We start from the raw sequence: 25,881 nt of genomic DNA, 5'->3' as shown, positions 1-25,881 counted from the left end.
ATTATGCACAGGCTAAAGCACGGCCTGCTTCAGGCCGCCGGTTGGCTGTTTTACTTGAGTTTATTGATGGGCATCGCCATGGCGTTGCCCACGTCCACGTTCGATTCCGAATCCAAGGATTTCATTTTCCTGATCGGCGCCGTGGGCATCTGGCGTTACTCCATGGGAGCGACGCATTTCGTGCGCGGCATGATCTTCCTGTACATCGTCTACCCGCATCTGCGCCGCAAGGTACGCAAGCTGGGCAAGGCGGCGGATCCGTCCCACGTGTACCTGATGGTCACCAGCTTCCGGATCGACGCGCTGACGACCGCCCAGGTCTACAGTTCGGTAATCCGCGAAGCCATCGACTGCGGGCTGCCGACCACTGTGGTCTGCTCCATCGTGGAAATGTCCGATGAACTACTGGTCAAGAGCCTCTGGGCCCGCATGAACCCGCCAGAGCACGTCAAGCTGGACTTCGTGCGCATTCCTGGCACCGGCAAGCGTGACGGCCTGGCCTTCGGTTTCCGCGCCATCTCCCGCCACTTGCCGGACGACCGTGCAGTGGTCGCCGTGATCGATGGCGATACCGTGCTCGGCGAAGGCGTGGTGCGCAAGACCGTGCCGTGGTTCCAGCTGTTCGGCAACGTCGGCGGCCTGACCACCAACGAGTTCTGCGAGGTGCGCGGCGGCTACATCATGAGCGAATGGCACAAACTGCGCTTCGCTCAGCGCCACATCAACATGTGCTCCATGGCCCTGTCCAAGCGTGTGCTGACCATGACCGGCCGCATGTCGGTGTTCCGCGCCACCGTGGTCACCAACCCGGACTTCATCGCCGACGTGGAAAGCGACTCGCTGCAACACTGGCGCCTGGGCCGCTTCAAGTTTCTCACCGGCGACGACAAATCGAGCTGGTTCAGCCTGATGCGCCTGGGCTACGACACGTTCTACGTACCCGATGCGGCGATCAACACCGTCGAGCACCCGCCGGAAAAAAGCTTCATCAAGGCCAGTCGCAAGCTGATGTTCCGCTGGTATGGCAACAACCTGCGGCAGAACTCCCGGGCACTGGGCCTGGGCATGAAGCGTCTGGGCCTGTTCACCTCGGTGGTGCTGTTCGACCAGCGCGTGTCGATGTGGACCTCGCTGCTGGGCCTGACCGTGGCGCTGATTGCCAGCTTCAAGTACGGCACCGCGTTCATCCTGGTGTACCTGCTGTGGATCGGCATCACCCGGTTGCTCTTGACCCTGTTGCTGTCGTGCTCCGGACACCGGATCGGTCCGGCCTACCCGGCGATTCTGTATTACAACCAGATCGTTGGCGCGCTGGTGAAGATCTACGTGTTCTTCCGCCTCGACCAACAGTCCTGGACTCGCCAGCCCACCCATCTGACCCGTGATCTCGCCAGCTTTCAACGTTGGTTCAACACTTGGTCGTCTCGGACCATGACCTTCTCCGCCGGCAGCGTTTTCGTTGCCGTGCTGCTGATGATGGTCTGACCGAACTCGCCTGAATTAACTAGGAAATCGCCCCTATGAACACCGCCGTGAATGTCAACGTAGTGCATGAATCCGAAGCCCAGCGCCAACACGCCCGAGTGAAAATCCCGGCCAAATTGCGCTTCTTCGGTCCCGACCGTACCCCCATGGAAGTCAAGGTCCTGGACCTGTCGGCCGGAGGCCTGTGCTTCAACGCCGGCCAGATGCCGCTCAAGGTCGGCGAAGCGTACAAAGGCCGCCTGCAATTCGTGATCGACAACCTTGGCCTGGCCATGGACGTGGAACTGCAGGTTCGCTCCTACGACCGCCAGACCGGTCGTACCGGTTGCCAGTTCCAGAATCTGGAGCCTCGGGACATCTCGACGCTGCGTCACATCATCACCTCGCACCTGGCCGGCGACATCGTCGGCGTCGGCGATGTGCTGGCGACTTTGCAACGCGACAACTTCACCAAGGCGCGCAAGCAGAAGGACGACAACGGTGGCATGACCGCCCTGGGCCGCCTGCGGGCCGTGACCTTCAGCCTGGCGATTTTTATCGTCGGCCTGGCGGCATTCGGCTTCATCTTCAAGTCGGTGTACGGCATGTACTTCGTCAGCCACGCCCAGGCGGGCCTGGTGAACGTACCGGGCATGGCTATCACCATGCCGCGCGACGGCACCGTGCAGAGTCTGGTCAAGGCTGACGGCGTTGCCGCCAAAGGCGCCCCGCTGGCCACGTTCAGCACCAGCATGCTCGATGTGCTCAAGGGCCATCTGGACGACAACCAGCTGCAACCGGCCAAGGTCGAGGAGCTGTTCGGCAAGCAAATGACCGGCACCCTGACCTCGCCGTGCGACTGCATCGTGTCCCAGCAACTGGTGTCCGACGGTCAGTACGCCAGCAAGGGTGACGTGATCTTCCAACTAGTCCCACGGGGCACCGAAGCCAACGTTGAAGCACGCTTCTCCTATCGCCAGTTCGGCGACGTGCGCCCAGGCACTCCGGTCAGCTTCCAGGTTGCCGGCGAAGACACCACCCGTACCGGCAAGATCGTCAGCAGCACCAGCCTGAAAAGTGCCGACCTGTCGTCCGATATCCGCGTACTGATCCAGCCTGACGAACCCCTGGACAGCTCGCTGGCCGGCCGGCCGGTAGAAGTTACCAGCGACCGTGGCCCGAACCTGAACTGGCTGATCGACAAAGCCATGGCTGTCGGTATTTAAGCGGAGGACATGCTCGTGACGACTCCACAAGACAACAAGACGCCGCATACCCTGTGGGCGCGAGCCTGCTCGCGATGGGATCAAAGCGGTGTGCCTGGTGTATCGAGCCGCCCGCATCGCGAGCAGGCTCGCTCCCACACAGGGTATGCGTTGTGTGCGCTGGCGCTGGCAATCGGCCTCAGCGGCTGCGCCGGTCTGCCCGACCAGCGCCTGGCCAACGAAGCCCTCAAGCGCGGTGACACGACGCTGGCGCAGCAGAACTATCAGCAACTGGCAGACCTGGGCTACAGCGAAGCCCAGGTCGGCCTGGCCGACATCCAGGTGGACAGCCGCGACCCCGAGCAGATGAAAAAGGCCGAGGCGACTTACCGCGCCGCGGCCGATATCTCGCCACGGGCCCAGGCTCGCCTGGGCCGCCTGCTGGTGGCCAAGCCAGGCTCCAGCGAAGCGGAAAAGCACGAAGCCGAAGGCCTGTTGAAGAAAGCCTTCGCCAACGGTCAGGGCGGCACCCTGATCCCGCTGGCGATGCTGTACCTGCAATATCCCCAAAGCTTCCCGAACGTCAACGCTCAGCAGCAGATCAGCCAATGGCGCAGCGCCGGTTACCCGGAAGCGGGCCTGGCGCAGATTCTGCTCTATCGCACCCAGGGCACCTACGACCAGCATCTGGATGAAGTGGAAAAAGTCTGCAAGGCGGCATTGGCCACCACCGACATCTGCTACGTCGAACTGGCCACGGTCTATCAGAAACGCGGCCAGCCTGAACAGCAGGCCGAGTTGCTCAAGCAAATGCAGGCCGGTCACCAGAGTGGCACCGTCTCCGCCCAGCGTGTGGACAGCGTCGCCCGTGTCCTGGCCGATGCGAGCCTGGGCAAGACCGACGAAAAAACCGCACAGTCGTTGCTCGAAGGCATCGCCCCTGGCTATCCCGCTGCCTGGGTCAGCCTGGCGCAGATTCTCTACGACTTCCCCGAGTTGGGTGACGTCGACAAGATGATGCAGTACCTGGAAAACGGCCGCGCCGCCGATCAGCCACGTGCCGATCTGTTGCTGGGCAAGCTGTACTACGAAGGCAAATGGGTGCCGGCTGACGCCAAGGTCGCCGAAGCGCATTTCCAGAAAGCCGTTGGCCGCGAAGTGGCCGCCGATTACTACCTGGGCCAGATCTATCGCCGTGGTTACCTGGGCCAGGTGTACTCGCAAAAGGCCCTGGACCATCTGCTCAAGGCCGCCCGTAACGGCCAGAACAGCGCCGATTTCGCCATTGCCCAGTTGTTCTCCCAAGGCAAGGGCACCAAGCCCGACCCGGTCAATGCCTATGTGTTCAGTCAATTGGCCAAGGCCCAGAACACCCCGCAAGCCATCGAGCTTGCCCAGACCCTCGAAGCCCAATTACCGCCGAACCAGCTTGCACAAGCCCAGCGCCTGCTACAACAAGAGCAGGCCATTCGCGGCTCCATGAGCCCCGATACGCTGGAACTGCAAGCCCTAAAAGAAGATGACGGCGAGGAACCTCTATGAAGCCTTTGAAGCTCAATCCTTTTGTGCAGGCCGGTATTGGCCTGTCGTTTGCCCTGCTGTGGTCCTGTCCGACCCTGGCGGCCCTGACTGAAGACCAGAACTTCGGCCTGGACGTGAAAATCACCGCCCAGTCCGAAGACGATCGCGACCTCGGCACCCAGCGCGGCGGCGACGTCAACGGTATCGGTCTGGACCTGCGTCCGTGGATCTACGGTGAGCGCGGGGCCTGGAGCGCCTACGCCATGGCCCAGGCCGTGACGTCTACCGACACCATCGAGACCGACACCCTGCAACAGTCCGATGACGCGACCGCGCAAACCGACAGCGGTGATCGCGAAGTCAAGAAGAACTACCTGGCCATGCGCGAATTCTGGATTGGCTATCGGGGCCTGACCCCTTACCCGGGCGAACAGCTGAAATTCGGTCGCCAACGCCTGCGCAACGAAGACGGCCAATGGCGCGACACCAACATCGAAGCCCTGAACTGGACCTTCGATACCACCTTGTTGCGGGCCAACCTGGGTGTCGCCGAGCGCTTCAGCGAATACCGCACCGACCTCAAGGAATTGTCGCCTGACGACAAGGACCGCCTGCACGTCTACGGTGACGTGGGCTACCAGTGGATGCCAGGCCAGTGGGCCGGAATCCGTGCCCACCATACCCACGACAATGGCAGTCTCGATTACCCGACCCCGGGCGAAGCCACCGATTCCCTGGACAAGACCCAGAACGGTGACCTGTCCTGGCTGGGCCTGGAAGCCAACAGTGACGCCTACAACTGGCGTAACACCAACACCGTCAATTACTGGGCCAGCCTGACCGGCATGACCGGCGATCGCGACACCGTCAACCCGCTCAACGCCGATGGCACGCGCCCCACGCAACTCAAGCGCAGTGACGACGTCGATGGCTGGGCCACCGACCTGGGCATCCGTCTGCGCCTGGATCCGCAGTGGCAAGTCGGTGCGGCCTATGCCCGCGCCAGCGAGGACTACGAACAGAACGGTCTGCAAAGCAACCGCTCGAACTACACCGGTACCCGCTCGCGGGTCCACCGTTTCGGTGAAGCCTTCCGTGGCGAAATGGCCAACACCCAGAGCGCCAGCCTGTTCGGTTCCTGGCAGTTGCGTGACGAATACGACGCAAGCCTGGTGTACCACAAGTTCTGGCGCGTGGACGGCAACAAGCCCGTGGGCAGTAACGGCATCAACGCGGTGGAAAACAACACCGACGATGTGACCGGCGCAATCCTGTCCACCTCGTCCCTGCCACTGCGCGACGGTAACAAGGACCTGGGCCAGGAAGTCGACCTTGTGGTCACCAAGTACTTCAAGCAAGGCCTGCTGCCGGCAGCGCTGAGCCAGTCCATCGACGAGCCGTCGGCGCTGGTGCGCTTTCGCGGCGGTGTGTTCAAGCCTGGCGACGCCTACGGCAAAGAGGTCGATTCATACATGCATCGCGCCTTTGTCGACGTGATCTGGCGCTTCTGATGCGAATGACCATGGGAGTGCCCGATATGAACCGCTACCTCAGGAACAGCCAGGCGATGAAAGGTTCGATCAGCCTGTTGGCCGCAGCGATGCTGCTGGCCGGCTCGTCGGCGTTCGCCAACGTTGAACCGGTGGTCAAACCGGGCAACGTGGTCAAGGAACTGCAGCAGGCCAAGACCTACACCGTCAGCAGCGCGCCGACCGCTCCGCTGGAACTGGCTGCGCCGACCCTGCCCGACCTCACAGGCTTCACCGCCGAAGCGGCCGCGGCCAAGATCGTGCGCAGCAAGCCCGGCAAGGTCAGCGTGCGCCGGATGATGCAGGAAAACGCCTTGAAGGACTTCATCGGCGGTGACAACAAGATGGCCGAGTGGGTGGTGCGCCAGCACGGCATCCCACAGGCCATCTTCATCGACGATGGCTACATGAACCTCAAGGACCTGGCCAAGAAAGTGCCCAAGCAGTACCTCAGGGAAACCTCGCCAGGTGTCTTCCTGGCCAGGATTCCGATTGTGGTGGGTGAAAAAGGCATTCTGGAAATCGACCAACAGACCCAGGAACTGCGCCTGTCCCAAGAGGGCGGCTCCTTCCTGGTCAACGATGGAAAGATGTTCATCCGCGACACCAAGGTCACTGGCTGGCGCGAAAAGGACAATGGCCCCGCCACGTTCCGCTCGGCCAACGAATTCCGTCCGTTCCTGCTGTCCTGGGGCGGCACCGAGACTTACATCGTCAATACCAAAATGGCCAGCTTCGGCTACGCCAACAGTAAGTCGTACGGGGTCAGTATTTCCCAGTACACGCCCAACATGGCCAAGGTCCTCAAGCGCCCGGAACCGACCGGCTGGATCATCGATTCCGAGTTCTCGGACATGTGGTACGGCTTCTATTGCTACGAAACCAACGACTTTGTGGTCAAGGGCAACACCTACAAGGACAACATCGTCTACGGCATTGACCCCCACGACCGTTCCCATCGGCTGATCATCGCCGACAACACCGTCTACGGGACCAAGAAGAAGCACGGGATCATTATTTCCCGTGAGGTCAACGACAGCTTCATTTTCAACAACCGCAGCTACGACAACAAACTCTCGGGCCTGGTGATCGACCGTAACAGCGTGAACAACCTGATCGCCTACAACGAGATCTACAAGAACCACACCGACGGCATCACGCTTTACGAGAGTGGTGACAACCTGTTGTGGGGCAACAAAGTGATCAGCAACCGGCGCCACGGCATCCGGATTCGTAACAGCGTGAACATCCGCCTTTACGAAAACGTGTCCATGGCCAACGGCCTGACCGGTCTTTACGGCCACATCAAGGACCTGTCCGACACCGACCGGGACATCAAGCTCGACCCGTTCGACGCCCAGGTCTCGCTGATCGTGGTCGGCGGTGAACTGGCTGCCAACGGCAGCGGCCCATTGTCCATCGACTCACCGTTGAGCGTTGAGCTCTACCGCGTGTCCATGCTCGCGCCGACCAAATCCAGCGGCATCAGCTTCTCGGGGATCCTGGGCGAGCGCCAGGATGAAATTCTCGACCTGCTGGTGCGCCAGCAGAAAGCCGTGCTGATCGACCCTGTCGAACGCCAGACTGAATTGCGGGACTGAGGATGACCTTTATGAACCCACAGATGATCAAACTTCTGGGCCTGTCCGCCCTGACTGCCGGCATTCTCGCCGCCACAAGCGGCGCGCGCGCCGCTGAAACCACAGCGCCTGTGTTCACTGCCGAACCGTGCTGCAACCTGTGCCCGGCTGCTTATGACGCGAAGAACTACACCACGCGCTATCAGCAGAACTTCACCACGCTGGTACAGGCCCAGGGTGATTGGCTGTTCCGTACCCAGGAAGACCTGCGTACCGAATTCAATACCACCCCGGCCGGCTACAAGCGCATGCAGCAGTTGCACGACGCGTTCAAGAAAAAAGGCGTTGAGCTGGTGCTTGTGTATCAACCGACCCGGGGCCTGGTGAACCGCAACAAACTCAACCCTCAGGAAAAGGCCAGTTACGACTTCGACAAGGCCCTGACCAACTACAAGAGCATGCTCGGGCGTTTCGCGCAGATGGGTTATGTAGTGCCGGACCTGTCGCCGTTGACCAACGAAAACCTGCCCGACACCCTGCCGGCCCACGATTTCTACTTCCGTGGCGACCAGCACTGGACCCCGTACGGCGCCCAGCGCACGGCGAAGATCGTGGCCGAGAAGGTCAAGCAGATCCCGGCCTTTGCCGACATTCCCAAGCGTGAGTTCGAGACCAAGAAGTCCGGCCGCATGGGCAAGACCGGCACCCTGCACAACATGGCCGGCCAGCTGTGCGGCACCAGCTACGCGGTCCAGTACATGGACCAGTTCACCACCGAGCCTAAAGGCGAGGCCGGCGACGGCGACCTGTTCGGCGACTCCAGTGATCCGCAAATCACCCTCGTGGGCACCAGTCACAGCGGCAAGAACTACAACTTCGCCGGCTTCCTTCAAGAAGCCATCGGCGCCGACGTCCTCAACGTCGCCTTCCCCGGCGGCGGTCTGGAAGGCGCGATGATCCAGTACCTGGGCAGCGAAGAATTCCAGAAGAGCCCGCCGAAAATCCTCATCTGGGAATTCTCGCCGCTGTATCGCTTGGACCAGGAAACCATCTATCGCCAGATGATGGCGCTGCTGGACAACAACGGTTGCGAAGGCAAGCCCGCGCTGATGAGCAGCAAGACTGCCCTCAAGCCCGGCAAGAACGAATTGATGGTCAACAGCAAGAACATGGACCTGCGTAACGGCAGCCACCAGATCGATATCCGCTTCGCCGATACGTCGGTGAAAACCTTACAAGCCACCCTCTGGTACATGAATGGGCGCCACGAGGATATCAAGATCGAAAAACCGGACACTTCCGAAACCGACGGACGTTTCGCCTTCCAATTGCGCACCGACGAGGACTGGGCTTCCCAGAACCTGCTGGCTGTAGAAGTCCAGGGACCTGAAGCCGGTGCCGAGCCACAGCAAATCGAAGCGAAAGTCTGCAAACGCAACGCATCTCCGCAAGCCGGGCAACAAACGGCTCAAATCGGACAATGAGGTCTCGTCTCATGACTAGAACCATGCGCACCCGAACGTTGAAAACGCTGCTGGCGCCGTCCCTGCTGACCCTGGCGATATTCGCCGGCGCGACGCAGGCCGCGGCCCCGCTACGCCCGCCCCAGGGTTACTTCGCACCGATTGAAAAATTCAAGACGGGCAGCTCTGACGAGCGCTGCGAGGCAGTACCAACGCCCTACACGGGCGCCCTGCAATTTCGCAGCAAGTACGAGGGTTCCGACAAGGCCCGCGCAACGCTGAACGTGAAATCGGAAAAAGCCTTCCGTGATGCCACTTCCGACATCACCCGGATCGAACGCGGCGTCAGCAAACAAGTGATGCAATTCATGCGTGACGGCCGCCCCGAGCAGCTGGAATGCACCCTGAACTGGCTGACCGCCTGGGCCAAGGCCGATGCGCTGATGTCCAAGGACTTCAACCACACCGGCAAGTCCATGCGCAAATGGGCCCTGGGAAGCATGGCTTCGGCCTACGTACGCCTGAAGTTCTCCGAGTCTCGCCCACTGGCCAATCACCAGGAGCAGGCGCAACTGATCGAAGGCTGGTTCAGCAAGATGGCCGATCAGGTGGTGAGCGACTGGGACAACCTGCCGCTGAAAAAAATCAACAACCACTCCTACTGGGCCGCCTGGTCGGTGATGGCCACCGCCGTGGCGACCAACCGCCGCGACCTGTTCGATTGGGCCGTCAAGGAATACAAGGTCGGCGTCAACCAGGTCGACGCCGAGGGCTTCTTGCCCAACGAACTCAAGCGCAAGCAACGGGCGCTGTCCTATCACAACTATGCCCTGCCGCCCCTGGCGATGATCGCCAGTTTCGCCCAGGTCAACGGCGTGGACCTGCGCCAGGAAAACAACGGCGCCCTCAAGCGCCTGGGTGACCAGGTGCTGGCCGGGGTGAAAGACCCGGAGATATTCGAAGACAAGAACGGCGATGAGCAGGACATGAAGGATCTGAAAATCGATTCCAAGTTCGCCTGGCTGGAACCGTTCTGCAGCCTCTACACATGCCCCGAGGATGTGCTGGAACGCAAGCATGAAATGCAACCGTTCAAGACGTTCCGCCTCGGCGGGGACTTGACCAAGGTGTACGACCCGTCATGGGAAAAAGGCGAAAAAGGTAGCTGATGCCGTATCCCCTGCCTGGCAGGGGAGCTGTGGGAGCAAAGCGTCTGAAATGTAATAAAACCTCCCGGTTTTCATGGGGGGGGTTTGGGGGGGCTCTGGCCCTTGACTGTTGATTCAACATGGAGAGATCGGGATGGTATTTTCATCCAATGTGTTCCTGTTCCTGTTCTTGCCGATCTTTCTCGGCTTGTACTACTTGAGCGGGCAACGCTATCGCAACCTGCTGTTATTGCTGGCCAGCTATGTGTTCTATGCCTGGTGGCGCGTGGACTTCCTTGCGCTGTTCGCCGGCGTCACCCTGTGGAACTACTGGATCGGCCTGAAAGTCGGCGCCGCCGGCGTGCGCACCAAACCGGCCCAGCGCTGGCTGTTGCTCGGCGTGGGTGTGGATCTGTGCATCCTGGGCTACTTCAAGTACGCCAACTTCGGTGTGGACAGCCTCAACGCGATCATTACCGGCTTCGGTCTCAATCCGTTCATCCTGACCCACGTGTTGTTGCCGATCGGGATCTCGTTCTACATCTTCGAGTCCATCAGCTACATCATCGACGTGTATCGCGGTGATACCCCGGCGACCCACAACCTGATCGACTTTGCAGCGTTCGTGGCGATCTTCCCGCACCTGATCGCCGGCCCCGTGTTGCGTTTCCGCGACCTGGCCGATCAGTTCAACAACCGCACCCACACCCTGGACAAGTTCTCCGAAGGCTGCACGCGCTTCATGCAGGGCTTCATCAAGAAGGTGTTCATCGCCGACACCCTGGCGGTGGTGGCCGATCATTGCTTTGCCCTGGAGAACCCGACCACGGGCGATGCCTGGCTCGGCGCCCTGGCCTACACCGCGCAACTGTACTTCGACTTCTCCGGCTACAGCGACATGGCCATCGGCCTGGGCTTGATGATGGGCTTCCGTTTCATGGAGAACTTCAAGCAGCCCTACATCAGCCAGTCGATTACCGAGTTCTGGCGGCGCTGGCACATCAGCCTGTCGACCTGGCTGCGCGATTACCTCTACATCACCCTGGGCGGCAATCGCAAAGGCACGCTGATGACCTATCGCAACCTGTTCCTGACCATGCTGCTCGGTGGTCTGTGGCACGGCGCGAACATCACCTACGTGATCTGGGGTGCCTGGCACGGTATGTGGCTGGCCATCGAAAAAGCGGTGGGTATCAACACCACGCCACGCAGCATCAATCCGATCCGTTGGGCACTGACGTTCCTGCTGGTGGTGATGGGCTGGGTGATCTTCCGTGCCGAGAACCTGCATGTGGCCGGCCGCATGTATGGCGCCATGTTCAGCTTCGGTGACTTGTCGCTGTCGGAACTGACCCGTGCCAACCTCACCGGCCTGCAAATCGCCACGCTGGCGGTGGCCTACGCCACCCTCGCCTTCTTTGGCCTGCGCGATCTCTACACCAATCGTCCACCGGTCAAGACCAAGCCTGAAGTGAACACCGAGGCCGATGGCCCGGCCACTGCACAACCGGGACTGATCAAGGCTGTACCGGGCGACAACCCGTCGAGCATTCATCAACCGGGCTACACCGTGGGCGTCGAAGCCCAGGTGCAACCGGCGTACTGGGTCGCTGACTGGCCGCGCTACGTGATGCGCACGCTGGTGCTGGTGCTGTTCATCGCCTCGATTCTCAAACTCTCGGCGCAAAGCTTCTCGCCGTTCCTTTACTTCCAGTTCTGAGGGATCTGAACATGACCCGCTCATTACGCATCTTCTACATCGCACTGTTCCTGCTGACCTTGACGGTCCTGGGCCTGTGGTCGGTGCGCAGCTTCTTCGGCTTCAGCACCAACCCGGATGCGACCGTGCTCAACGGTCGTTGGAGCAAAGCCGTCGAGACGCACTACGACGACGAGTTCCCGATCAAGCGCCTGGGCACCAACATCTGGGCGGCACTGGACTACAAGCTGTTCAACGAGGGCCGCAAAGGCGTGGTCCTGGGTCGCGATCAGTGGCTGTACAGCGACGAAGAGTTCAATCCGATCGTCAACGAAGAGCAAAACCTGCAAGGCAACTACGCGCTGGTCGAAGGCGTGCGCCAGAAGCTCAAGGAACAGGGCATTACCCTGGTGATGGCGATCGTGCCAGCCAAGGCGCGCCTCTACCCGGAACACTTGGGTGAAGTGAAGCCGTCCAGCATTCACGCCAACCTCTACCAGGATTTCCATGCCCGTGTGGCGGCAGACAAGATCCTGGCCCCTGACCTGCTCGGCCCGATGCAACAGGCCAAGCAAAACGGCCAACAAGTGTTCCTGCGCACCGACACCCACTGGACTCCCGAAGGCGCGCAGGTCGCCGCCGAGAAGCTGGCGAAGACGATTGCCGAGCGCACCCCACTCAACGGCGAACCACAACGTTTCGTGACAACGCCAGCGGAAAAAATCATCCACAAGGGCGACCTGCGTCAGTTCCTGCCCCTGGACCCGCTGTTCGAAAACCTGATGCCAGCCCAGGAGCCGCTGGTCAAGCGCACCACCCGTGAAGCCGACGATCAGCCGGCCGAAGGCGACGCGCTGTTTGCCGATGCCCAAGTGCCCGTGGCGCTGATCGGCACCAGCTACAGCGCCAACCCCACCTGGAACTTCGTCGGTGCCCTCAAGCAGGCCCTGAACAGCGACGTCGTGAACTACGCCGAAGACGGCCATGGCCCGATTCTGCCGATGCTCAGCTACCTCAAGAGCGACGCCTTCAAGAACAGCCCGCCCCAGGTGCTGATCTGGGAGTTTCCTGAACGTTATCTGCCTGTGAACAACGAAATCGGTGACGCCGACCCGCAGTGGGTCGCAGAACTCAAGCAAGCCGGCGCACGCCAACAGAACGTAGCCGCCAACACCCCATCCGAGACGCCCGACCGGGCGCAAAACTGAAAGAGAGGTCCACCATGACTTTCACTACAACTCCTCGCCGTCTCGCCGCTCGCTCCCTCAAGGCCGTTGCCCTGGTTGCCAGCATGAGCGCCCTTTCACTGTCTGCCTTTGCCGGAGGTGACTCGGCCCTGTATGGCCCGGTTGCGCCAAAAGGATCGAGCTTCGTGCGGATCTACAACGCCAGCAACGCCGAAGTCAGCGCGACCGTCGGCAGCACCAACCTGAGCGACGTAGCACCACTGGCCAGCACCGACTTCAGCTTCATGCCTGGCGGCGACTACAGTGCCAAGGTCGGCAGCCAGACCGTCCCGGTAAAGCTGGCTCCCGATCACTATTACACCCTGGTCAACAACGCCAGCGGCCAGCCTCAGTTGATCGAAGAACCGCCATTCAAGAACAAGCAGAAATCCCTGGTTCGCGTGCAGAACCTTAGCGACAAGCCGCTGACCCTCAAGACCGCCGACGGCAAGACCGAAGTGGTCAAGACCGTAGCGGCCAAGAGCCGTGGCGAGCGTGAAATCAACCCGGTGAAAGTGAGCCTGGCGCTGTTCGACGGCGACAAGAAAGTCGGCGACCTCAAGCCCGTGGCCCTGGAACGCGGCGAAGCGGCCGTGCTGTACGTCACCGGCTCCGGCAGCAGCCTGTCGCCAGTGTGGGTAAAACGCCCGGTGTCGACCCGATAAGAGCAGCGGCAAGTTTCCAGCTTCAAGCGGAAAGCTTTTGCTTGCAGCTTGAAGCTCAAGGCTTGCCACTGCCGCAGGAACAACAACAAGAGAGTGAAACGACAGAACGCAGTAGCTCTAAAAACCATTTCGATTTGTAGGAGTAACAAACATGATTCCGGTGATCTTGTCAGGTGGTAGCGGCTCACGTCTTTGGCCGCTTTCGCGCAAGCAATTCCCTAAACAGTTCCTGGCCCTGACCGGCGAACATACCCTGTTCCAGCAGACCCTCGAGCGCCTGGTGTTCGAAGGCATGGACACCCCGATCGTGGTCTGCAACAAAGACCACCGGTTCATCGTCAACGAGCAGTTGACCAACCGCAAGCTGGAAGCCCAGCGCATCCTGATGGAACCGTTCGGGCGCAACACCGCGCCGGCCGTGGCCCTGACGGCGATGATGCTGGTCAATGAAGGCCGCGACGAGCTGATGCTGGTCCTGCCGGCCGACCACGTGCTGGAAGACCAGAAAGCCTTGCAGCGTGCGTTGGCCCTGGCCACCGTGGCCGCCGAGCGTGGCGAAATGGTTCTGTTCGGCGTACCGGCCACCAAACCGGAAACCGGTTATGGCTACATCAAGTCGACCAACGACGCCCTGCTGCCTGAAGGGGTGAGCCGCGTTTCGCACTTCGTCGAAAAACCCGACGTCAAGCGCGCTACCGAGTTCGTCGAAGCCGGTGGTTACTTCTGGAACAGCGGCATGTTCCTGTTCCGCGCCAGCCGTTTCCTCGAAGAGCTGAAAAAACACGATCCGGACATCTACGACACCTGCCTGCTGACCCTGGAGCGCAGCGAACAGACGGCCGATACCATCACCTTTGACGAAGCCACTTTCGCCTGCTGCCCGGACAACTCCATCGACTACGCGGTGATGGAAAAGACCCAGCGCGCCTGCGTGGTGCCACTGTCGGCCGGCTGGAGCGATGTCGGCTGCTGGTCGTCGCTGTGGGAAGTCAACGCCAAGGATGCCAACGGCAACGTCACCAAGGGCGACGTCGTCGTCCAGGACAGCCGCAACTGCATGATCCACGGCAATGGCAAGCTGGTGTCGGTGATCGGCCTGGACAACATCGTGGTGGTCGAAACCAAGGACGCCATGATGATCGCCCACAAGGACAAGGTCCAAGGCGTCAAGCAAATGGTCAACACCCTCAACGCCCAGGGCCGCACCGAAACCCAGAACCACTGCGAGGTCTATCGTCCATGGGGTTCCTATGACTCGGTGGACATGGGCGGTCGTTTCCAGGTCAAGCACATCTCGGTCAAGCCGGGCGCATGCCTGTCGCTGCAGATGCACCACCACCGCGCCGAACATTGGATCGTGGTCAGCGGCACCGCTGAAGTGACCTGCGACGAGAACGTGTTCCTGCTCTGCGAAAACCAGTCGACCTACATCCCGATCGCCTCGGTTCATCGCCTGCGCAACCCGGGCAAGATCCCGCTGGAAATCATCGAAGTGCAGTCCGGCAGCTACCTGGGCGAAGACGATATCGAACGCTTCGAAGACATCTACGGTCGCTCCACCCCGGTCGAACGCGGCGTGTCGGTGAAAACCATCGCCCAATAACGATCAGCAGAACAAGAAGCCCCCGTCCAGCCCACTGCGTCCCCTATCCGCAGTGGGTTGGGTGGGGGCTTTTTTATTGATTGACCACTCGCTTGGCATCAAACTTTTCGGCAATCCTGGCCGAGCGCGGATTGACCGCGTCCGTTCTGATTTTTCTGATGTCCGCGCCCTTCGAAATGGCCTTGATTGCATGCACCGTCAAGAATGTACCCACCCCCTTCAGGATCGGCAGTCGCGCCACTGAGGTGGCCTGCGCCAACGCCTCTTTCTTCAAGGTCCCGCCATCCTGGGTTTCAGGGTGGACGACCACTTGCACAACATCCACTTCGGTTTTTCCCTTCGTTGTAAACGCGTTCAATTCGGCCAGACCATAAATCTGTCGCTCTTCAGGTGGTTTCAACTTGTCGGATTTTTTCATGACCGCGAAAAAGCGCCGCTCAACGACGAAATCAGGGTGCCTGTTCAACGCGTCCGGATCGATCGGCTCGTCCACGAATACATCATTGGCACTGCGCAACATGTAACTGGAAATGCTTGCCCCCAGACCGAAGTTTGAAGGTTGCCCAACGACCTTCGAACTCGATGTTTCGCTGGAGAGGGCTTTATAGCGTTGCTTGTAGCGTTGTAGATTCTGTTTGACCTCATCCCCTCCCACCAGATAGTCATTGAATGCACCGACCTCCACCACTTTGAAGTCATTCACATCGCTGAACTTTCCTGTGGCTTCCTTGAACACGCCAACCCTGCTCGTAAGCGCTGCCGCTGTGAGCTTCAGTCGGTTTTTTACGCCCACTTCTATTTCGTACTTGCCAGTCTTGTTGAGCCCGTCGGCGTCCCGAAAAGTCAGCGGGTTATTGCTCACCATCGCGTACAGATTCAGCCCATCGATATCTCCCGCAGGGTCCGGATTCAGCCAGCGCTGCAGACCGGGCATGTAGTACCGATAGCCGTAGTAATAGAACCCTGTTGCATCCCGCTCCTTGCCCGAGTAACGAACTGTCTTGTAACTGACCTCGATCACATCTTCCCCGGCCAGGTACGCGGTCTCGCCGAAAGGATAGAAGTGCTCGCGGCTGATGATTCTCCCGTCCTGGGCAAGCTCCAGACTGGTCGAACCCAATTGGTCGGTAAAACTGTATCGATAGAGGTCATTGGCCCCCGCAGGTGATGGGCTTTCCCAATGCAATACCCGCACACTGTTGAGCCCACCCTGGACGATGATGACCTGGAGAGACTCCCCAGTGCCGCTGTCGGCACGCAGTTCCAGCCCTGGCAAATAACGCACCTCGGCGGTCAGCGTCCGGGCACCGGCTTGCAGAGTGCGCAATTTGCGAACGCGCAGACCGCTGCCGTCGTAAACATAAATCTCACCGTCGTTAAGCCTTGAGGCGCGTTCGATGGGGGTGACCGAACTCAACTGGTTGCGCAGATCCCAAGCCAGGAAACGCCCCTCGTCCTGTTCCAGACAATTGCCCCGCGCATCGAACGCGGCGCAGATTTCATCTTCCGTTGGGGGCACGCCGTTGCGGTACGGCAAACAACGATTGCTGTAGCGGGCCGCTTGCAACTGGCGGCCATGATTCTGAGCGCCGACATGGGTCAGCTCCAGCAGGTTGCCGCTTTCGTCGTAGCGATAGGTCTGCCGGTAGTTGCTCACCGCCGCCGGGTCGACGCGACCAACGGACTCCGGTCCCTGATTGGCAGCGCCCGCCTCCCAGCCGTTGGCTTCAAGCAATTGGTAGAGACTGTCGTAGATAAAACGACTGATCGGGTTGATACGCTGATTGGCGAAGTAGCGCACCGGCAGAGCCTTGTCCTCGATACTCAGCACGTTACCCATGGGGTCATAGGTGTAGAACAGGTCTTGCAGCACCTGTTCCGCGCACCTGGCGTGGCGTTCCATCAACCGGCCATCATCGGGACTGTATCGAAGTGTGGTCTGCACGCCGTTCCCGGCCGTTTCTTGCTCTATTTGCCCCTCGGCGCTGTAACGGATATCCCTGACCAGCGGCTGCCATGTGTCCTGCCCGTTTAATAACAAGTGATTTTCATGCAACCGGCCATCGCGGGTCAGTCTCTTGCTTTGTCGATGGCCCAGGGCATCCATTTGCTCCAGCACGTCGCCCTGGGGGCCAAGGCACCAGGTTGACCGGGCGCCCTCGCCGGGCTCGAGCAGTGTTTCGCGCTCGGCTTCCGGCTCCGGCCAGTCGGGAGTGACGGCATCAAGGATGAAGCGACGGTTCTGGACAAGGTTTTGCGCGGTGAGGGAAAACGACTCCAGCAGCACGCTACCCGCCGGGTCATCGTGACGGATCAACTGCCCGTACTGGTTATGGTCGCGATCGCCCCGGCCCGGGGAACCGTACTTCAACCGCTCCATGCACCGACGCAGTTGCCCGGCGCCTTGTTCGAGCACCACCACGGGACGGAGCAGGTCGTCGTAGCCCACCTCGCGATGCGTGCCCCGACCGTCCCACGCCCGCAAACCCTCGCCGGCGAGCCCAGGCAGATCGATCTGCCTGCCCGCATCGACGCTATCGGTACGCAGCGCGGCAGCGGACAGCGAATAAACCGTCGTAAGGTTGGCCGGCGCCGACTGATCGTCTGGTTGCAAGCGCCACAATCGAGGATCCCACTGTTTTGCCAAACGACCGGCGGCATCGAAAAGGCTGCGAGTGACGCGCTCTTGCGTGGGCCCGTTCTCGATGTTGCGCCAATAGTCGACCGAACGAACCGGTAAATTCCTTGGGTCAAAGGCCATCAGCCTCGGGGTTCTCTGATCCATGCCCATCTAATCAGACCTCTTGGTCGTAGCACCGCAGCGTCGTAAACGGCATCTAACAAGGGCAGACAACCCTTGCCTACTGTCAGATATGACAGCGGCGACCGACGGCCCGAGACGGATGAATACCCACGGCCCGCCCCCTCCGGTAGGATGGTGTGACGGTAACGGAGGCTTCACCCATGCTTATCGGCGTCTTGCTGGTCATCACCTGGCTCATCCTGCTGCTGCGCTATCCGGCCAAGGCGTTGCCGGTGTCCCTGGCGGCGTTCGTCGGGCTGGGACTGGTGGCCGCGTGGGTACTCTGGGAGGACAGCCGCGAAACCCGGCAACTGGCGCGCCTGGATCTGCGCGTCACTTACGCCCCCGAACGCTGCCCGGCCGACCGTCCGCTGTTGCTGAACATGACCAATGGCAACGATGTACCGCTGATCGAACTGCGCTGGCGAATCGCGGCGTATGCACCCGGCGACACCATCAACCTGGCCGACAATCAGTACACCGCACCTCGTTACAGAGGCCCAGGCGAGTTGCAGCCCGGCGCGGACTGGCAGGATTGCCTGCCCCTGCCGCCACTGCGTCCCGGCTACCGCCCACAAACCCTGGAGTTTCGCGCCGAACGATTGCAAGGCAGCTTCTCCAACTGATCCCCTCTCACTGTTTGCATAAGGAATGGCTATGCCCGTTGCGTTGATTACCGGATGTTCCAGCGGCATCGGCCGCGCCCTCGCCGATGCCTTCAAGGCCGCCGGCTATCAAGTATGGGCCAGTGCACGCAAGGATGAGGACGTGGCGCTGCTCAGTGCTGCCGGGTTTACCGCCATACAACTGGACGTCAATGATGGCCCGGCCTTGGAACAGTTGAGCGAACGCATCAACCAACAACACGGCGGTCTCGATGTGCTGATCAACAATGCCGGCTACGGCGCCATGGGTCCCTTGTTGGACGGTGGTGTGCCGGCCATGCAGCGCCAGTTCGAAACCAACGTGTTCGCGGTCGTCGGAGTGACCCGCGCACTGTTCCCGGTGCTGCGCCGGGCCAAGGGATTGGTGGTGAACATCGGCAGCGTTTCCGGCGTGCTGGTGACGCCATTTGCCGGCGCCTATTGCGCCTCGAAGGCGGCGGTGCATGCCTTGAGCGATGCGCTGCGCATGGAACTGGCACCGTTCGGCATCCGCGTGATGGAAGTCCAGCCCGGCGCCATTGCCTCCAGCTTCGCCAAAAATGCCGGCCATGAAGCCGAGCAACTGATCAGCGAACAGTCACCCTGGTGGCCTCTGCGCGACGGCATCCGCAGCCGCGCCAAGGCGTCCCAGGACAACCCGACCCCGGCCAGCGATTTTGCCGCAGGACTGCTCAAGGCCGTGCAGCAACCCAGGCCCCCGCGCCTGCTGCGCTTGGGCAATGGCAGCCGGGCGTTGCCGTTGATGGCCGGTTTGCTGCCCAAAGGGTTGCTGGAAAAAGGCTTGATGAAGCGGTTCGGGTTGGGTGGGGCGCTGTAAAATACAGGGTAAACACGCATGAAACCCTGTGGGAGCGAGCCTGCTCGCGATAGCGGCGGCACAACCAACCTCTCTGCCCACTGAAACACCGCTATCGCGAGCAGGCTCGCGCCCACAATTATCCGTGGGCGTCAGCGCTCGGTTTGGGATCGACCACCACCGTACAGGTCATCCCCGCCGCCAGCAGCACGCCGTCCGGCACTTCGTCGATATGGATCCGCACCGGCACCCGCTGCGCCAGGCGAACCCAGTTGAAGGTCGGGTTCACATCGGCGATCAACTCGCGGCTTGCGGGGTTGTCACGGTCGTAGATGCCCCGCGAGATGCTTTCCACATGCCCCTTGAGCACCTCGCCGCTCATCAACTGCAACTGCGCCGAATCACCGACCCGCACCTTGGGCAGCTTGGTTTCTTCGAAGAAGCCGTAGACCCAGAACGAATTCATGTCCACCACGGCCATTTTCGCCTCGCCGATGCGCGCATAGTCGCCCCGATGCACGTTGAGGTTGGTGACATAACCGTCCACCGCCGCGCGGACCTGGGTACGGGCCAGATTCAGTTCGGCGGCCTCCAGTTGCGCCTGGGCGTGCTGGTAATCGGCCAGGGCCGAGTCGGCAATGTTACTGGCGTCGTCACGGTTTTCCCGGGAGATCACCAGGCTGTCCAGGTCGGCACGCCGATGCGCGTTGACCTTGCGCATTTCCCAGGTCGCCTTGCGCGAGGCCACCAAAGAGCGAGCCTGTTTCACCGCAATGCGGTAATGCTCGGGGTCGATGCGCATCAGCAGGTCGCCCTTTTTTACCAACTGGTTATCACGCACCGGTACCTCGACCACCTCACCACTGACGTCGGCGGCGACGTTGATGATGTCGGCGCGCACCCGACCATCACGGGTCCACGGAGTGTTCATGTAGTGCACCCACAACACCCGGCCGATCCACAGGGCAAGGGCCAGCACCAACAGCGTCGCAAGCAGGCTGAAAAACTTTTTCATCGCATTGATCTCAACGGTAGACCGTCAGCGCCAGCGCGCCAAACAGGCAGGTAAACAGACTCAGGCGCAGCAGCGCCGGGTGCCAGAAGAAGCGGTACAGGTCCAACCCCGACAGAAAACGATCCAGGGCCCAGGCCAGGGCGGCGGCGATGAAAAACATCAAGGTCATGGTGGGCATGTACACGCCATGGAAGGCGATTTCACGAGGCATGTTCGGGTTCCTGGGGCAGCGGCCTGGCGTAGGCCGCCAATGGCGATTGCGGGTCCAACAGCGAGGTGCGGATGAAATGCAGGTAGCTTTTCACCCGGCGCAGGGCTGAGGTGTCGAAATGCGGGGCGAAGGGTTCGTCACCGGCCTGTACGCGGCTGATGGCATGGTCGACCGCCAGAAGGGCGCGCTCCAGATTGCTCTGGCCGGGCTGACGAAACAGCCGCACCAGCGCCCGCCCCATCACGCGGATCGCCTGGCGCCAGGGCTGGCTTGGGGCATAGGCCGGATGCACGGGCAAGATCGCCTGTTCCTTGCGCAATTCGATAATCGCGTGGCCGACTTCCAGGACCACAAACATCCAGCGCAACAGATCCCGCTGCACCCCAGGTTGCCCCGCCGCCAGTCCATAAGCCTGATGCAGCAAGTCCCGGGTGCGACTTTCAAAGCCCGAGGCCAGGCCCTTGAGCCGGCCGCTGATGGCAAACACCACCTGCTCGCGCAGGTCTTGTTCGAGCCGGCGCCACAACCAGCGACTGTTGGGCGGCAGAATGATTGCCCCGGCAGCGGCACATACCAGCATGCCAAGGATCATCGCGAGGTAATCGTTGATGAAGGTGTAGGGGTTGTAGACCGTCAGGTTGTCGGGCACCGAGCCTGTGCAGAAGAAGATCAACAACCCCAACCCGACCCCGGCGTATTGCGGTCGCGAGCTGAGGAATGAGCCCAACATGATCACCGGCGCCAACATCACGCAGAGCAAGGGGAAGCCATCGATCAGCGGGAAGATGAAAAACATCTCGACGAAACCGATCAAGGCCCCGAGCAGCGTGCCACACGCCATCTGGAACGCCATGCGTTTGGGGTTTGGCGTGGCGGCCGACAAGCCCACCGTGGCGGCGGCGATCATCGTCATGGTCGCACCGCTCGGCCAGGCCGTGGCGACCCAATAGCTGCCCAGCACCAGCAGGATGAACGCTGCCCGAAACCCCGACGCCGCAGCCGCCAGACCGTTGGTCTGCGGCATGAAAGGTTGGTCCCATCGCTCGCGTTCGTGGCGATGATCAGCCAGCGACGCATGGGTCTGGGCGTAACCGTGCAAGTCATCGACGAAGCGATACAGCAGCTCGTAGGCGGTGTGAAAGTCCAGCCGTTGCGCTTCGCTCGGATCTGTTTCTTCGAACACCCCACGCAGCCTGCGGACCTGTGCCGGCAAATCGGCTTTATAGGTTGCCAGCTCCGCCGCCAGGCGCGCGGCGTCTTTATCGGTCAAGGCGCGGGCGCTAAAACCGTCCAGCAACTCGGCCAACGTTAGCAGACCCGGTTTAATGGCATTCACCACATGATCCACCCCGCGGCTGCGTAGACGTTCGAGCAACTGGTGCAAGGCGTTGAATCGGGTGGTGATGCCCATGAACTCGCTGTTCAAGCGGCTGAGCCGACCGTTGCGCCGACGCATGTGCGGGTCTTCGAACACCGTCACGCTGCGCAGGCTTTCCAGGCCCACGGCTTCGGCAATGAAACCGACGTTACGCGCCTCGAATGCCTCGCGTTTGCTGCGTCCACGCAAGCCATCCGTGACAAACAGGGCGAACACTCCAAAGCGTTGGTACAGGGCGTTGCGCATGGCGGCGCTGGCGGTTTGCGGCAAGATCGCGGCGCTGATCAGGGTTGCGCAGAGAATCCCCAGGGAAATTTCCAGCACACGCCAGACCGCCGCCATGAACGCGCCTTCCGGATGAGCCAGGGCCGGCAGACCGATCATGGCCGCGGTGTAGCCGGCCAGCACAAAACCATAGGCCCTGAAGTTGCGATAACGCGCCGCGCCCGCTGAACAGACGCCGACCCAGATCGCCAGACTACCCAGAAACAGTTCGGTGTTCTGGGCGAACAAGGCAATCAGCGCCACCATCACCGCCGAGCCGGCCAGCGTGCCGAGCAAGCGATAGAAACTCTTGGCGAACACCTGCCCGCTCTGGGGCTGCATGACGATAAACACCGTGATCATGGCCGTGCGCGGTTGCGGCAGCTCCAGACGCATCGCCAGCCACAATGTCAGGAAGGCGGCGAGCAGCACTTTGAAAATGTAGACCCACGTCACACCGTCGCTGCGAGCCCAGTCGAAGAAACCACGGCGCCATTCGAGGCGGTACAGCCAGCGGGCAGGAGCGCATAAAGACATCACAATAGAACTACTCAACATGGCTCAAGTCAGGGATGTCCTTGCCGGCGTCCAGGCCACCGCCCAACGCCGTCACCAGGTCGGCATGGGCCGTCAGACGCGCCGCCTCCACTTGCTGCTGCACCTGTTGCTGCTTGAACAACAGGCTTTGGGCGTTGAGCACGTTGAGGTAGTCAGTGAGCCCGCGCTGGAACGCAACCATCGCGATGTCGTAGGTGCGTTGCGCGGCGGCCACCGACTCAGCAGCGAAGACGTGTTGTTTGTCCATGGACTCACGGCGGATCAACTGATCGGAAATGCTCTTGAGTGCATCGACCAGCGTCTGGTTGTAGTGGGCCACGGCGATGTCATAACCGGCCGCCGCCTCCCCCAACTGTGAGCGCAGGCGCCCACCGTCGAAAATCGGCAGTGTGATGGCCGGTCCGACGCTGTAGTTGAGCTTCTTGCCGGTCAAGAACTCCAGCGCCCCGCCACCGGTCGCCATGTAGCCGATACTGCCCACCAGGTCGACATTGGGATAAAACCCGGCACGCGCGACATCGATACCCCGTGCCTGAGCGGCCACTTGCCAACGCCCGGCCACCACGTCCGGACGCTGGCCGAGCAATTCGGCGGGCAAGGCCGACGGCAACTTCAAGGGCGCACCGAGGGCCAGGGTCGGGCGCTGCAGCCGCGCCCCGTCTCCTGGCCCTTTGCCCGCCAGCGCCGCCAGTTGATTGCGGCTCAAGGCAATGGCTTCGTCGAGGGCGTCGAGTTGCCGATGGGTCTCAGGCAATGGCGCCTGGGCCTGGCTGACTTCGAAATGGGTGCCGATGCCGCCGTCCAGACGCTTTTGCGCCAGTTCGAGAATCTGCTCCTGCTGATGGAGGGTCGCCACGACGATATCGCGCTGGGCATAGTGCAACGCGAACTGGATATAGGTGCGCACGATGTTGTTCTGCAACTCCAACTGCGCCTGCCGCGCCTCGGCCACGCTGACATGAGCCAGGTCGACGGCCCGCTCACTGGCGTTGCGCTCGCGGCCCCACAGGTCCAGCGCATAGCTCAAGCCCAGGCCCGCGTTATTGTCCCAAGTGGTGGTGTCGGCCAACTCGCCAGGGCCATAGAACTGATCGGTGGGCCAGTTGTGGCGCTTGAGGGTCGCTTGACCATTGATCTGTAGCGACTCGGCAGCCTCGACGACACCGGCCATGGCCTTGGCCTGCCGCACGCGGGCAGCGGCCAGGGCCAGGCTCGGGCTGTCATGCACGGCCAGGTCGATCCAGCGATCCAGTTGCCGGTCGCCATAGGCATTCCACCACTGGCCGGTGGGCCAGTGAGCATCACGGGCAGCCTCGCGGATCGCTTCATCGGTGGCCAGTTGATTGGCCGACAATGCCTGGCCTTGCGGCGCAATCCCTCCCGTGCCGATGCAACCGCTGATGGTGAACGTTAAAAGCCAAACACTGAGAGTCTTCAGCTCTCTGCTGATGCAACGCGGCACTTGCGCAAAATTCCTGAGATGGGGAGGCGTGAAGAGGCTGAATGCCCGGTGACGCAACTGTGGGAGCGAGCCTGCTCGCGATAGCGTCCAGGCAGACACATTGAGGGGAATGTGATGCCGCCATCGCGAGCAGGCTCGCTCCCACAGCAATCAGCGATCCAGGATTGGCCGCAATTCTAGGCACCCCATCGAACGGCGATAAGCCGACCTTTCTGCGAATCTTTGTTACCGTTACTGCGATAATCCATTAGTCGGGGTCCGCTGCGCTGTAACTTCGTGTCACAATTTGCCATCTCCCAAGAGAGCCTCCCATGGACACTTTGCAAAACATGCGTGCGTTCAGCTGTGTTGCTGAAGCGGGCAGTTTCACCGCCGCCGCCGTGCAACTGGATACCACCACAGCCAACGTTTCGCGTGCGGTTTCCAACCTGGAAACCCATCTGCAAACCCGCCTGCTCAACCGCACCACCCGCCGCATCGCCCTGACCGAGGCCGGCAAACGTTATCTGCTGCGTTGCGAGCAGATCCTGGCGTATGTCGAGGAGGCTGAAGCCGAGGCCAGCGATGCTCACGCACGTCCTGCCGGGCAGTTGAAGGTCCATACCATGACCGGCATCGGCCAGCATTTCGTGATCGATGCCATCGCCCGCTATCGTAAAACCCATCCCGATGTGACTTTCGACCTGACCCTGGCCAATCGTGTGCCGGACATCCTGGACGAGGGTTACGACGTTTCCATCGTACTGGCCAGCGAATTGCCGGACTCGGGCTTTGTCTCCCAGCGCCTGGGGATCACCTACAGCATCGTCTGCGCATCACCTGCCTACGTGAAAGCCAGCGGCTGCCCGCAGAAACCCGGCGACCTGCTCAACCACGCCTGCCTGCGCCTGGTCAGCCCGGTCATTCCGCTGGAGAAATGGGTATTTGACGGCCCCGAAGGCCAAGAGATGGTCACCATCAGCAACTCACCGTTCCTGGTGAACTCCGCCGATGCCATGAAAACCGCGATCACCAGTGGCATGGGCGTGGGCGTGTTGCCGGTGTATGCCGCCATTGAGGGCTTGCGCAATGGCACGCTGGTGCGGGTCATGCCCAACTACCGCTCCCAGGAACTGAACCTCTACGCCATCTATCCTTCGCGCCAGTACCTGGATGCGAAGATCAAGACCTGGGTCGAGTACCTGCGCGGCTCGCTGCCGGAAATCCTCGCGGCGCACCAGGCCGAACTGACTGCCTATGAGTTGAGTGGCAGTCTGGCCGGTGCACGGGTCGCGAACTGATTTCGCGTTTCGCGCCCGTGCTCCAAGGGTGATATCAGCGCTTGCCCATCGAGCGACGCGTGCCGGGAGGCGCGGCGCCAGGGGTCTTGGTATGACCGTTCTTCGCGCCGTTCTTGTACCAAGGCTGCTGCCCGGCCCCTTTGGCCGCGGCCAGCTCACCGGGCTTGAACGGAAACTTGAAGGTCGGGATCGCGTTGACGCTCTCGCCGCTGGAAACATCGCTGTCGGGCCGGTCGGCCTGTTCGCCGTTCGGGCGTTCGTCCGCGGGCGAAGGTGTTGGGGAAGTCATGTAAAGCTCCGGGTAATGCGTGCAAGTCGGGCCCGGAGAGCGAGCCGCGAAAGTCGG

Annotated in this window: 20 protein-coding genes; 14 read left to right on the top strand and 6 right to left on the bottom strand. The window is 61.2% G+C overall.

All coding sequences use genetic code 11. The annotated features are described in order from the left end of the window. Positions 1-3: 3 nt before the first annotated feature. From alg8 to BW979_RS08655, 11 genes are all read left to right on the top strand, one after another. On the top strand, positions 4-1,485 hold the full coding sequence (gene alg8, locus BW979_RS08705; RefSeq protein ID WP_370695168.1) for a mannuronan synthase: 1,482 nt from the start codon (positions 4-6) through the stop codon (positions 1,483-1,485). 35 nt (positions 1,486-1,520) lie between these two features. Next, the gene (locus BW979_RS08700) at positions 1,521-2,690 is read left to right on the top strand and encodes an alginate biosynthesis protein Alg44 (protein ID WP_047228844.1); all 1,170 of its coding nucleotides are present in this window, start codon (positions 1,521-1,523) and stop codon (positions 2,688-2,690) included. Positions 2,691-2,705: 15 nt separating this feature from the next. Next, positions 2,706-4,211 carry an alginate biosynthesis TPR repeat lipoprotein AlgK gene (gene algK, locus BW979_RS08695; RefSeq protein WP_269458132.1) on the top strand — a complete coding sequence of 502 codons (1,506 nt, stop codon included), beginning with the start codon at positions 2,706-2,708 and terminating at the stop codon, positions 4,209-4,211. 5 nt (positions 4,212-4,216) lie between these two features. Further along, entirely contained in the window at positions 4,217-5,701 is a 1,485-nt protein-coding gene (locus BW979_RS08690; RefSeq protein WP_047228909.1) for an alginate export family protein, read from the top strand. Between the two features lie 26 nt (positions 5,702-5,727). Continuing rightward, a complete protein-coding gene (algG, locus tag BW979_RS08685) occupies positions 5,728-7,320 on the top strand; it encodes a mannuronan 5-epimerase AlgG (RefSeq protein WP_047228842.1) in 1,593 nt (530 codons plus the stop codon). Positions 7,321-7,331: 11 nt separating this feature from the next. Next, complete coding sequence (locus BW979_RS08680; RefSeq protein WP_076383622.1) at positions 7,332-8,783, top strand: alginate O-acetyltransferase; 1,452 nt, start codon at positions 7,332-7,334, stop codon at positions 8,781-8,783. A 23-nt stretch (positions 8,784-8,806) separates the two neighbouring features. Further along, positions 8,807-9,931 carry a mannuronate-specific alginate lyase gene (locus tag BW979_RS08675; protein WP_047228840.1) on the top strand — a complete coding sequence of 375 codons (1,125 nt, stop codon included), beginning with the start codon at positions 8,807-8,809 and terminating at the stop codon, positions 9,929-9,931. 133 nt (positions 9,932-10,064) lie between these two features. Then, positions 10,065-11,630 carry an MBOAT family O-acyltransferase gene (locus BW979_RS08670; RefSeq protein ID WP_047228839.1) on the top strand — a complete coding sequence of 522 codons (1,566 nt, stop codon included), beginning with the start codon at positions 10,065-10,067 and terminating at the stop codon, positions 11,628-11,630. 11 nt (positions 11,631-11,641) lie between these two features. Continuing rightward, positions 11,642-12,817 (top strand): alginate O-acetyltransferase, encoded by a 1,176-nt coding sequence (locus BW979_RS08665; RefSeq protein ID WP_047228838.1) that lies wholly within the window; start codon positions 11,642-11,644, stop codon positions 12,815-12,817. Between the two features lie 14 nt (positions 12,818-12,831). Further along, positions 12,832-13,500, top strand: coding sequence for an alginate O-acetyltransferase AlgF (locus tag BW979_RS08660; RefSeq protein ID WP_047228837.1), 669 nt, complete (start codon positions 12,832-12,834; stop codon positions 13,498-13,500). Between the two features lie 151 nt (positions 13,501-13,651). Continuing rightward, positions 13,652-15,103: a mannose-1-phosphate guanylyltransferase/mannose-6-phosphate isomerase gene (locus tag BW979_RS08655; protein WP_047228836.1), complete on the top strand. Its 1,452-nt coding sequence runs from the start codon at positions 13,652-13,654 to the stop codon at positions 15,101-15,103. A gap of 73 nt (positions 15,104-15,176) precedes the next feature. Here BW979_RS08655 and BW979_RS08650 read toward each other — a convergent pair whose 3' ends face one another. Continuing rightward, positions 15,177-17,894, bottom strand: coding sequence for an RHS repeat domain-containing protein (locus tag BW979_RS08650; protein WP_076383621.1), 2,718 nt, complete (start codon positions 17,892-17,894; stop codon positions 15,177-15,179). Between the two features lie 173 nt (positions 17,895-18,067). Between BW979_RS08650 and BW979_RS08645 the strand changes: the two genes are divergently transcribed. Both BW979_RS08645 and BW979_RS08640 read left to right on the top strand, forming a co-directional pair. Next, positions 18,068-18,532 carry a hypothetical protein gene (locus BW979_RS08645; RefSeq protein ID WP_047228834.1) on the top strand — a complete coding sequence of 155 codons (465 nt, stop codon included), beginning with the start codon at positions 18,068-18,070 and terminating at the stop codon, positions 18,530-18,532. 31 nt (positions 18,533-18,563) lie between these two features. Next, positions 18,564-19,388, top strand: a complete 825-nt coding sequence (locus BW979_RS08640; RefSeq protein WP_047228833.1) for an SDR family oxidoreductase — start codon at positions 18,564-18,566, stop codon at positions 19,386-19,388. 118 nt (positions 19,389-19,506) lie between these two features. Here the strand turns inward: BW979_RS08640 and BW979_RS08635 are convergent, their stop codons facing one another. From BW979_RS08635 to BW979_RS08620, 4 genes are read right to left on the bottom strand one after another with little or no spacing between them, the layout of a single operon-like run. Continuing rightward, positions 19,507-20,382, bottom strand: a complete 876-nt coding sequence (locus tag BW979_RS08635) for an efflux RND transporter periplasmic adaptor subunit (protein ID WP_047228832.1) — start codon at positions 20,380-20,382, stop codon at positions 19,507-19,509. A 10-nt stretch (positions 20,383-20,392) separates the two neighbouring features. Further along, positions 20,393-20,593: a DUF1656 domain-containing protein gene (locus BW979_RS08630; RefSeq protein WP_024617598.1), complete on the bottom strand. Its 201-nt coding sequence runs from the start codon at positions 20,591-20,593 to the stop codon at positions 20,393-20,395. After that, a complete protein-coding gene (locus BW979_RS08625) occupies positions 20,583-22,775 on the bottom strand; it encodes an FUSC family protein (RefSeq protein ID WP_156893543.1) in 2,193 nt (730 codons plus the stop codon). Before BW979_RS08625 ends, BW979_RS08630 begins: the two co-directional genes overlap by 11 nt. Positions 22,776-22,782: 7 nt before the next feature. Beyond that, positions 22,783-24,255, bottom strand: a complete 1,473-nt coding sequence (locus BW979_RS08620) for an efflux transporter outer membrane subunit (protein ID WP_047228830.1) — start codon at positions 24,253-24,255, stop codon at positions 22,783-22,785. Positions 24,256-24,566: 311 nt separating this feature from the next. Here BW979_RS08620 and BW979_RS08615 point away from each other — a divergent pair, with 311 nt between their 5' ends. Further along, on the top strand, positions 24,567-25,535 hold the full coding sequence (locus tag BW979_RS08615; protein WP_076383619.1) for a LysR family transcriptional regulator: 969 nt from the start codon (positions 24,567-24,569) through the stop codon (positions 25,533-25,535). A 34-nt stretch (positions 25,536-25,569) separates the two neighbouring features. Here the strand turns inward: BW979_RS08615 and BW979_RS08610 are convergent, their stop codons facing one another. After that, positions 25,570-25,824 carry a hypothetical protein gene (locus tag BW979_RS08610; protein ID WP_047228828.1) on the bottom strand — a complete coding sequence of 85 codons (255 nt, stop codon included), beginning with the start codon at positions 25,822-25,824 and terminating at the stop codon, positions 25,570-25,572. Positions 25,825-25,881 lie beyond the last annotated feature (57 nt).

The organism is Pseudomonas sp. A214 (assembly GCF_900156295.1).
In the GTDB taxonomy this organism is placed as follows: domain Bacteria; phylum Pseudomonadota; class Gammaproteobacteria; order Pseudomonadales; family Pseudomonadaceae; genus Aquipseudomonas; species Aquipseudomonas rhizophila.
This window is presented reverse-complemented; position numbering and strand designations above follow the sequence as displayed.

What these genes read in the sequence shown, in the direction of transcription:
- alg8 (WP_370695168.1), top strand. Translation starts at nt 4, where the DNA reads ATGCACAGGCTAAAGCACGGCCTGCTTCAGGCCGCCGGTTGGCTGTTT.
- BW979_RS08700 (WP_047228844.1), top strand. Translation starts at nt 1,521, where the DNA reads ATGAACACCGCCGTGAATGTCAACGTAGTGCATGAATCCGAAGCCCAG.
- algG (WP_047228842.1), top strand. Translation starts at nt 5,728, where the DNA reads ATGAACCGCTACCTCAGGAACAGCCAGGCGATGAAAGGTTCGATCAGC.
- BW979_RS08680 (WP_076383622.1), top strand. Translation starts at nt 7,332, where the DNA reads ATGAACCCACAGATGATCAAACTTCTGGGCCTGTCCGCCCTGACTGCC.
- BW979_RS08675 (WP_047228840.1), top strand. Translation starts at nt 8,807, where the DNA reads ATGCGCACCCGAACGTTGAAAACGCTGCTGGCGCCGTCCCTGCTGACC.
- BW979_RS08670 (WP_047228839.1), top strand. Translation starts at nt 10,065, where the DNA reads ATGGTATTTTCATCCAATGTGTTCCTGTTCCTGTTCTTGCCGATCTTT.
- BW979_RS08665 (WP_047228838.1), top strand. Translation starts at nt 11,642, where the DNA reads ATGACCCGCTCATTACGCATCTTCTACATCGCACTGTTCCTGCTGACC.
- BW979_RS08660 (WP_047228837.1), top strand. Translation starts at nt 12,832, where the DNA reads ATGACTTTCACTACAACTCCTCGCCGTCTCGCCGCTCGCTCCCTCAAG.
- BW979_RS08655 (WP_047228836.1), top strand. Translation starts at nt 13,652, where the DNA reads ATGATTCCGGTGATCTTGTCAGGTGGTAGCGGCTCACGTCTTTGGCCG.
- BW979_RS08650 (WP_076383621.1), bottom strand. Translation starts at nt 17,894, where the DNA reads ATGGGCATGGATCAGAGAACCCCGAGGCTGATGGCCTTTGACCCAAGG.
- BW979_RS08645 (WP_047228834.1), top strand. Translation starts at nt 18,068, where the DNA reads ATGCTTATCGGCGTCTTGCTGGTCATCACCTGGCTCATCCTGCTGCTG.
- BW979_RS08640 (WP_047228833.1), top strand. Translation starts at nt 18,564, where the DNA reads ATGCCCGTTGCGTTGATTACCGGATGTTCCAGCGGCATCGGCCGCGCC.
- BW979_RS08635 (WP_047228832.1), bottom strand. Translation starts at nt 20,382, where the DNA reads ATGAAAAAGTTTTTCAGCCTGCTTGCGACGCTGTTGGTGCTGGCCCTT.
- BW979_RS08630 (WP_024617598.1), bottom strand. Translation starts at nt 20,593, where the DNA reads ATGCCTCGTGAAATCGCCTTCCATGGCGTGTACATGCCCACCATGACC.
- BW979_RS08615 (WP_076383619.1), top strand. Translation starts at nt 24,567, where the DNA reads ATGGACACTTTGCAAAACATGCGTGCGTTCAGCTGTGTTGCTGAAGCG.
- BW979_RS08610 (WP_047228828.1), bottom strand. Translation starts at nt 25,824, where the DNA reads ATGACTTCCCCAACACCTTCGCCCGCGGACGAACGCCCGAACGGCGAA.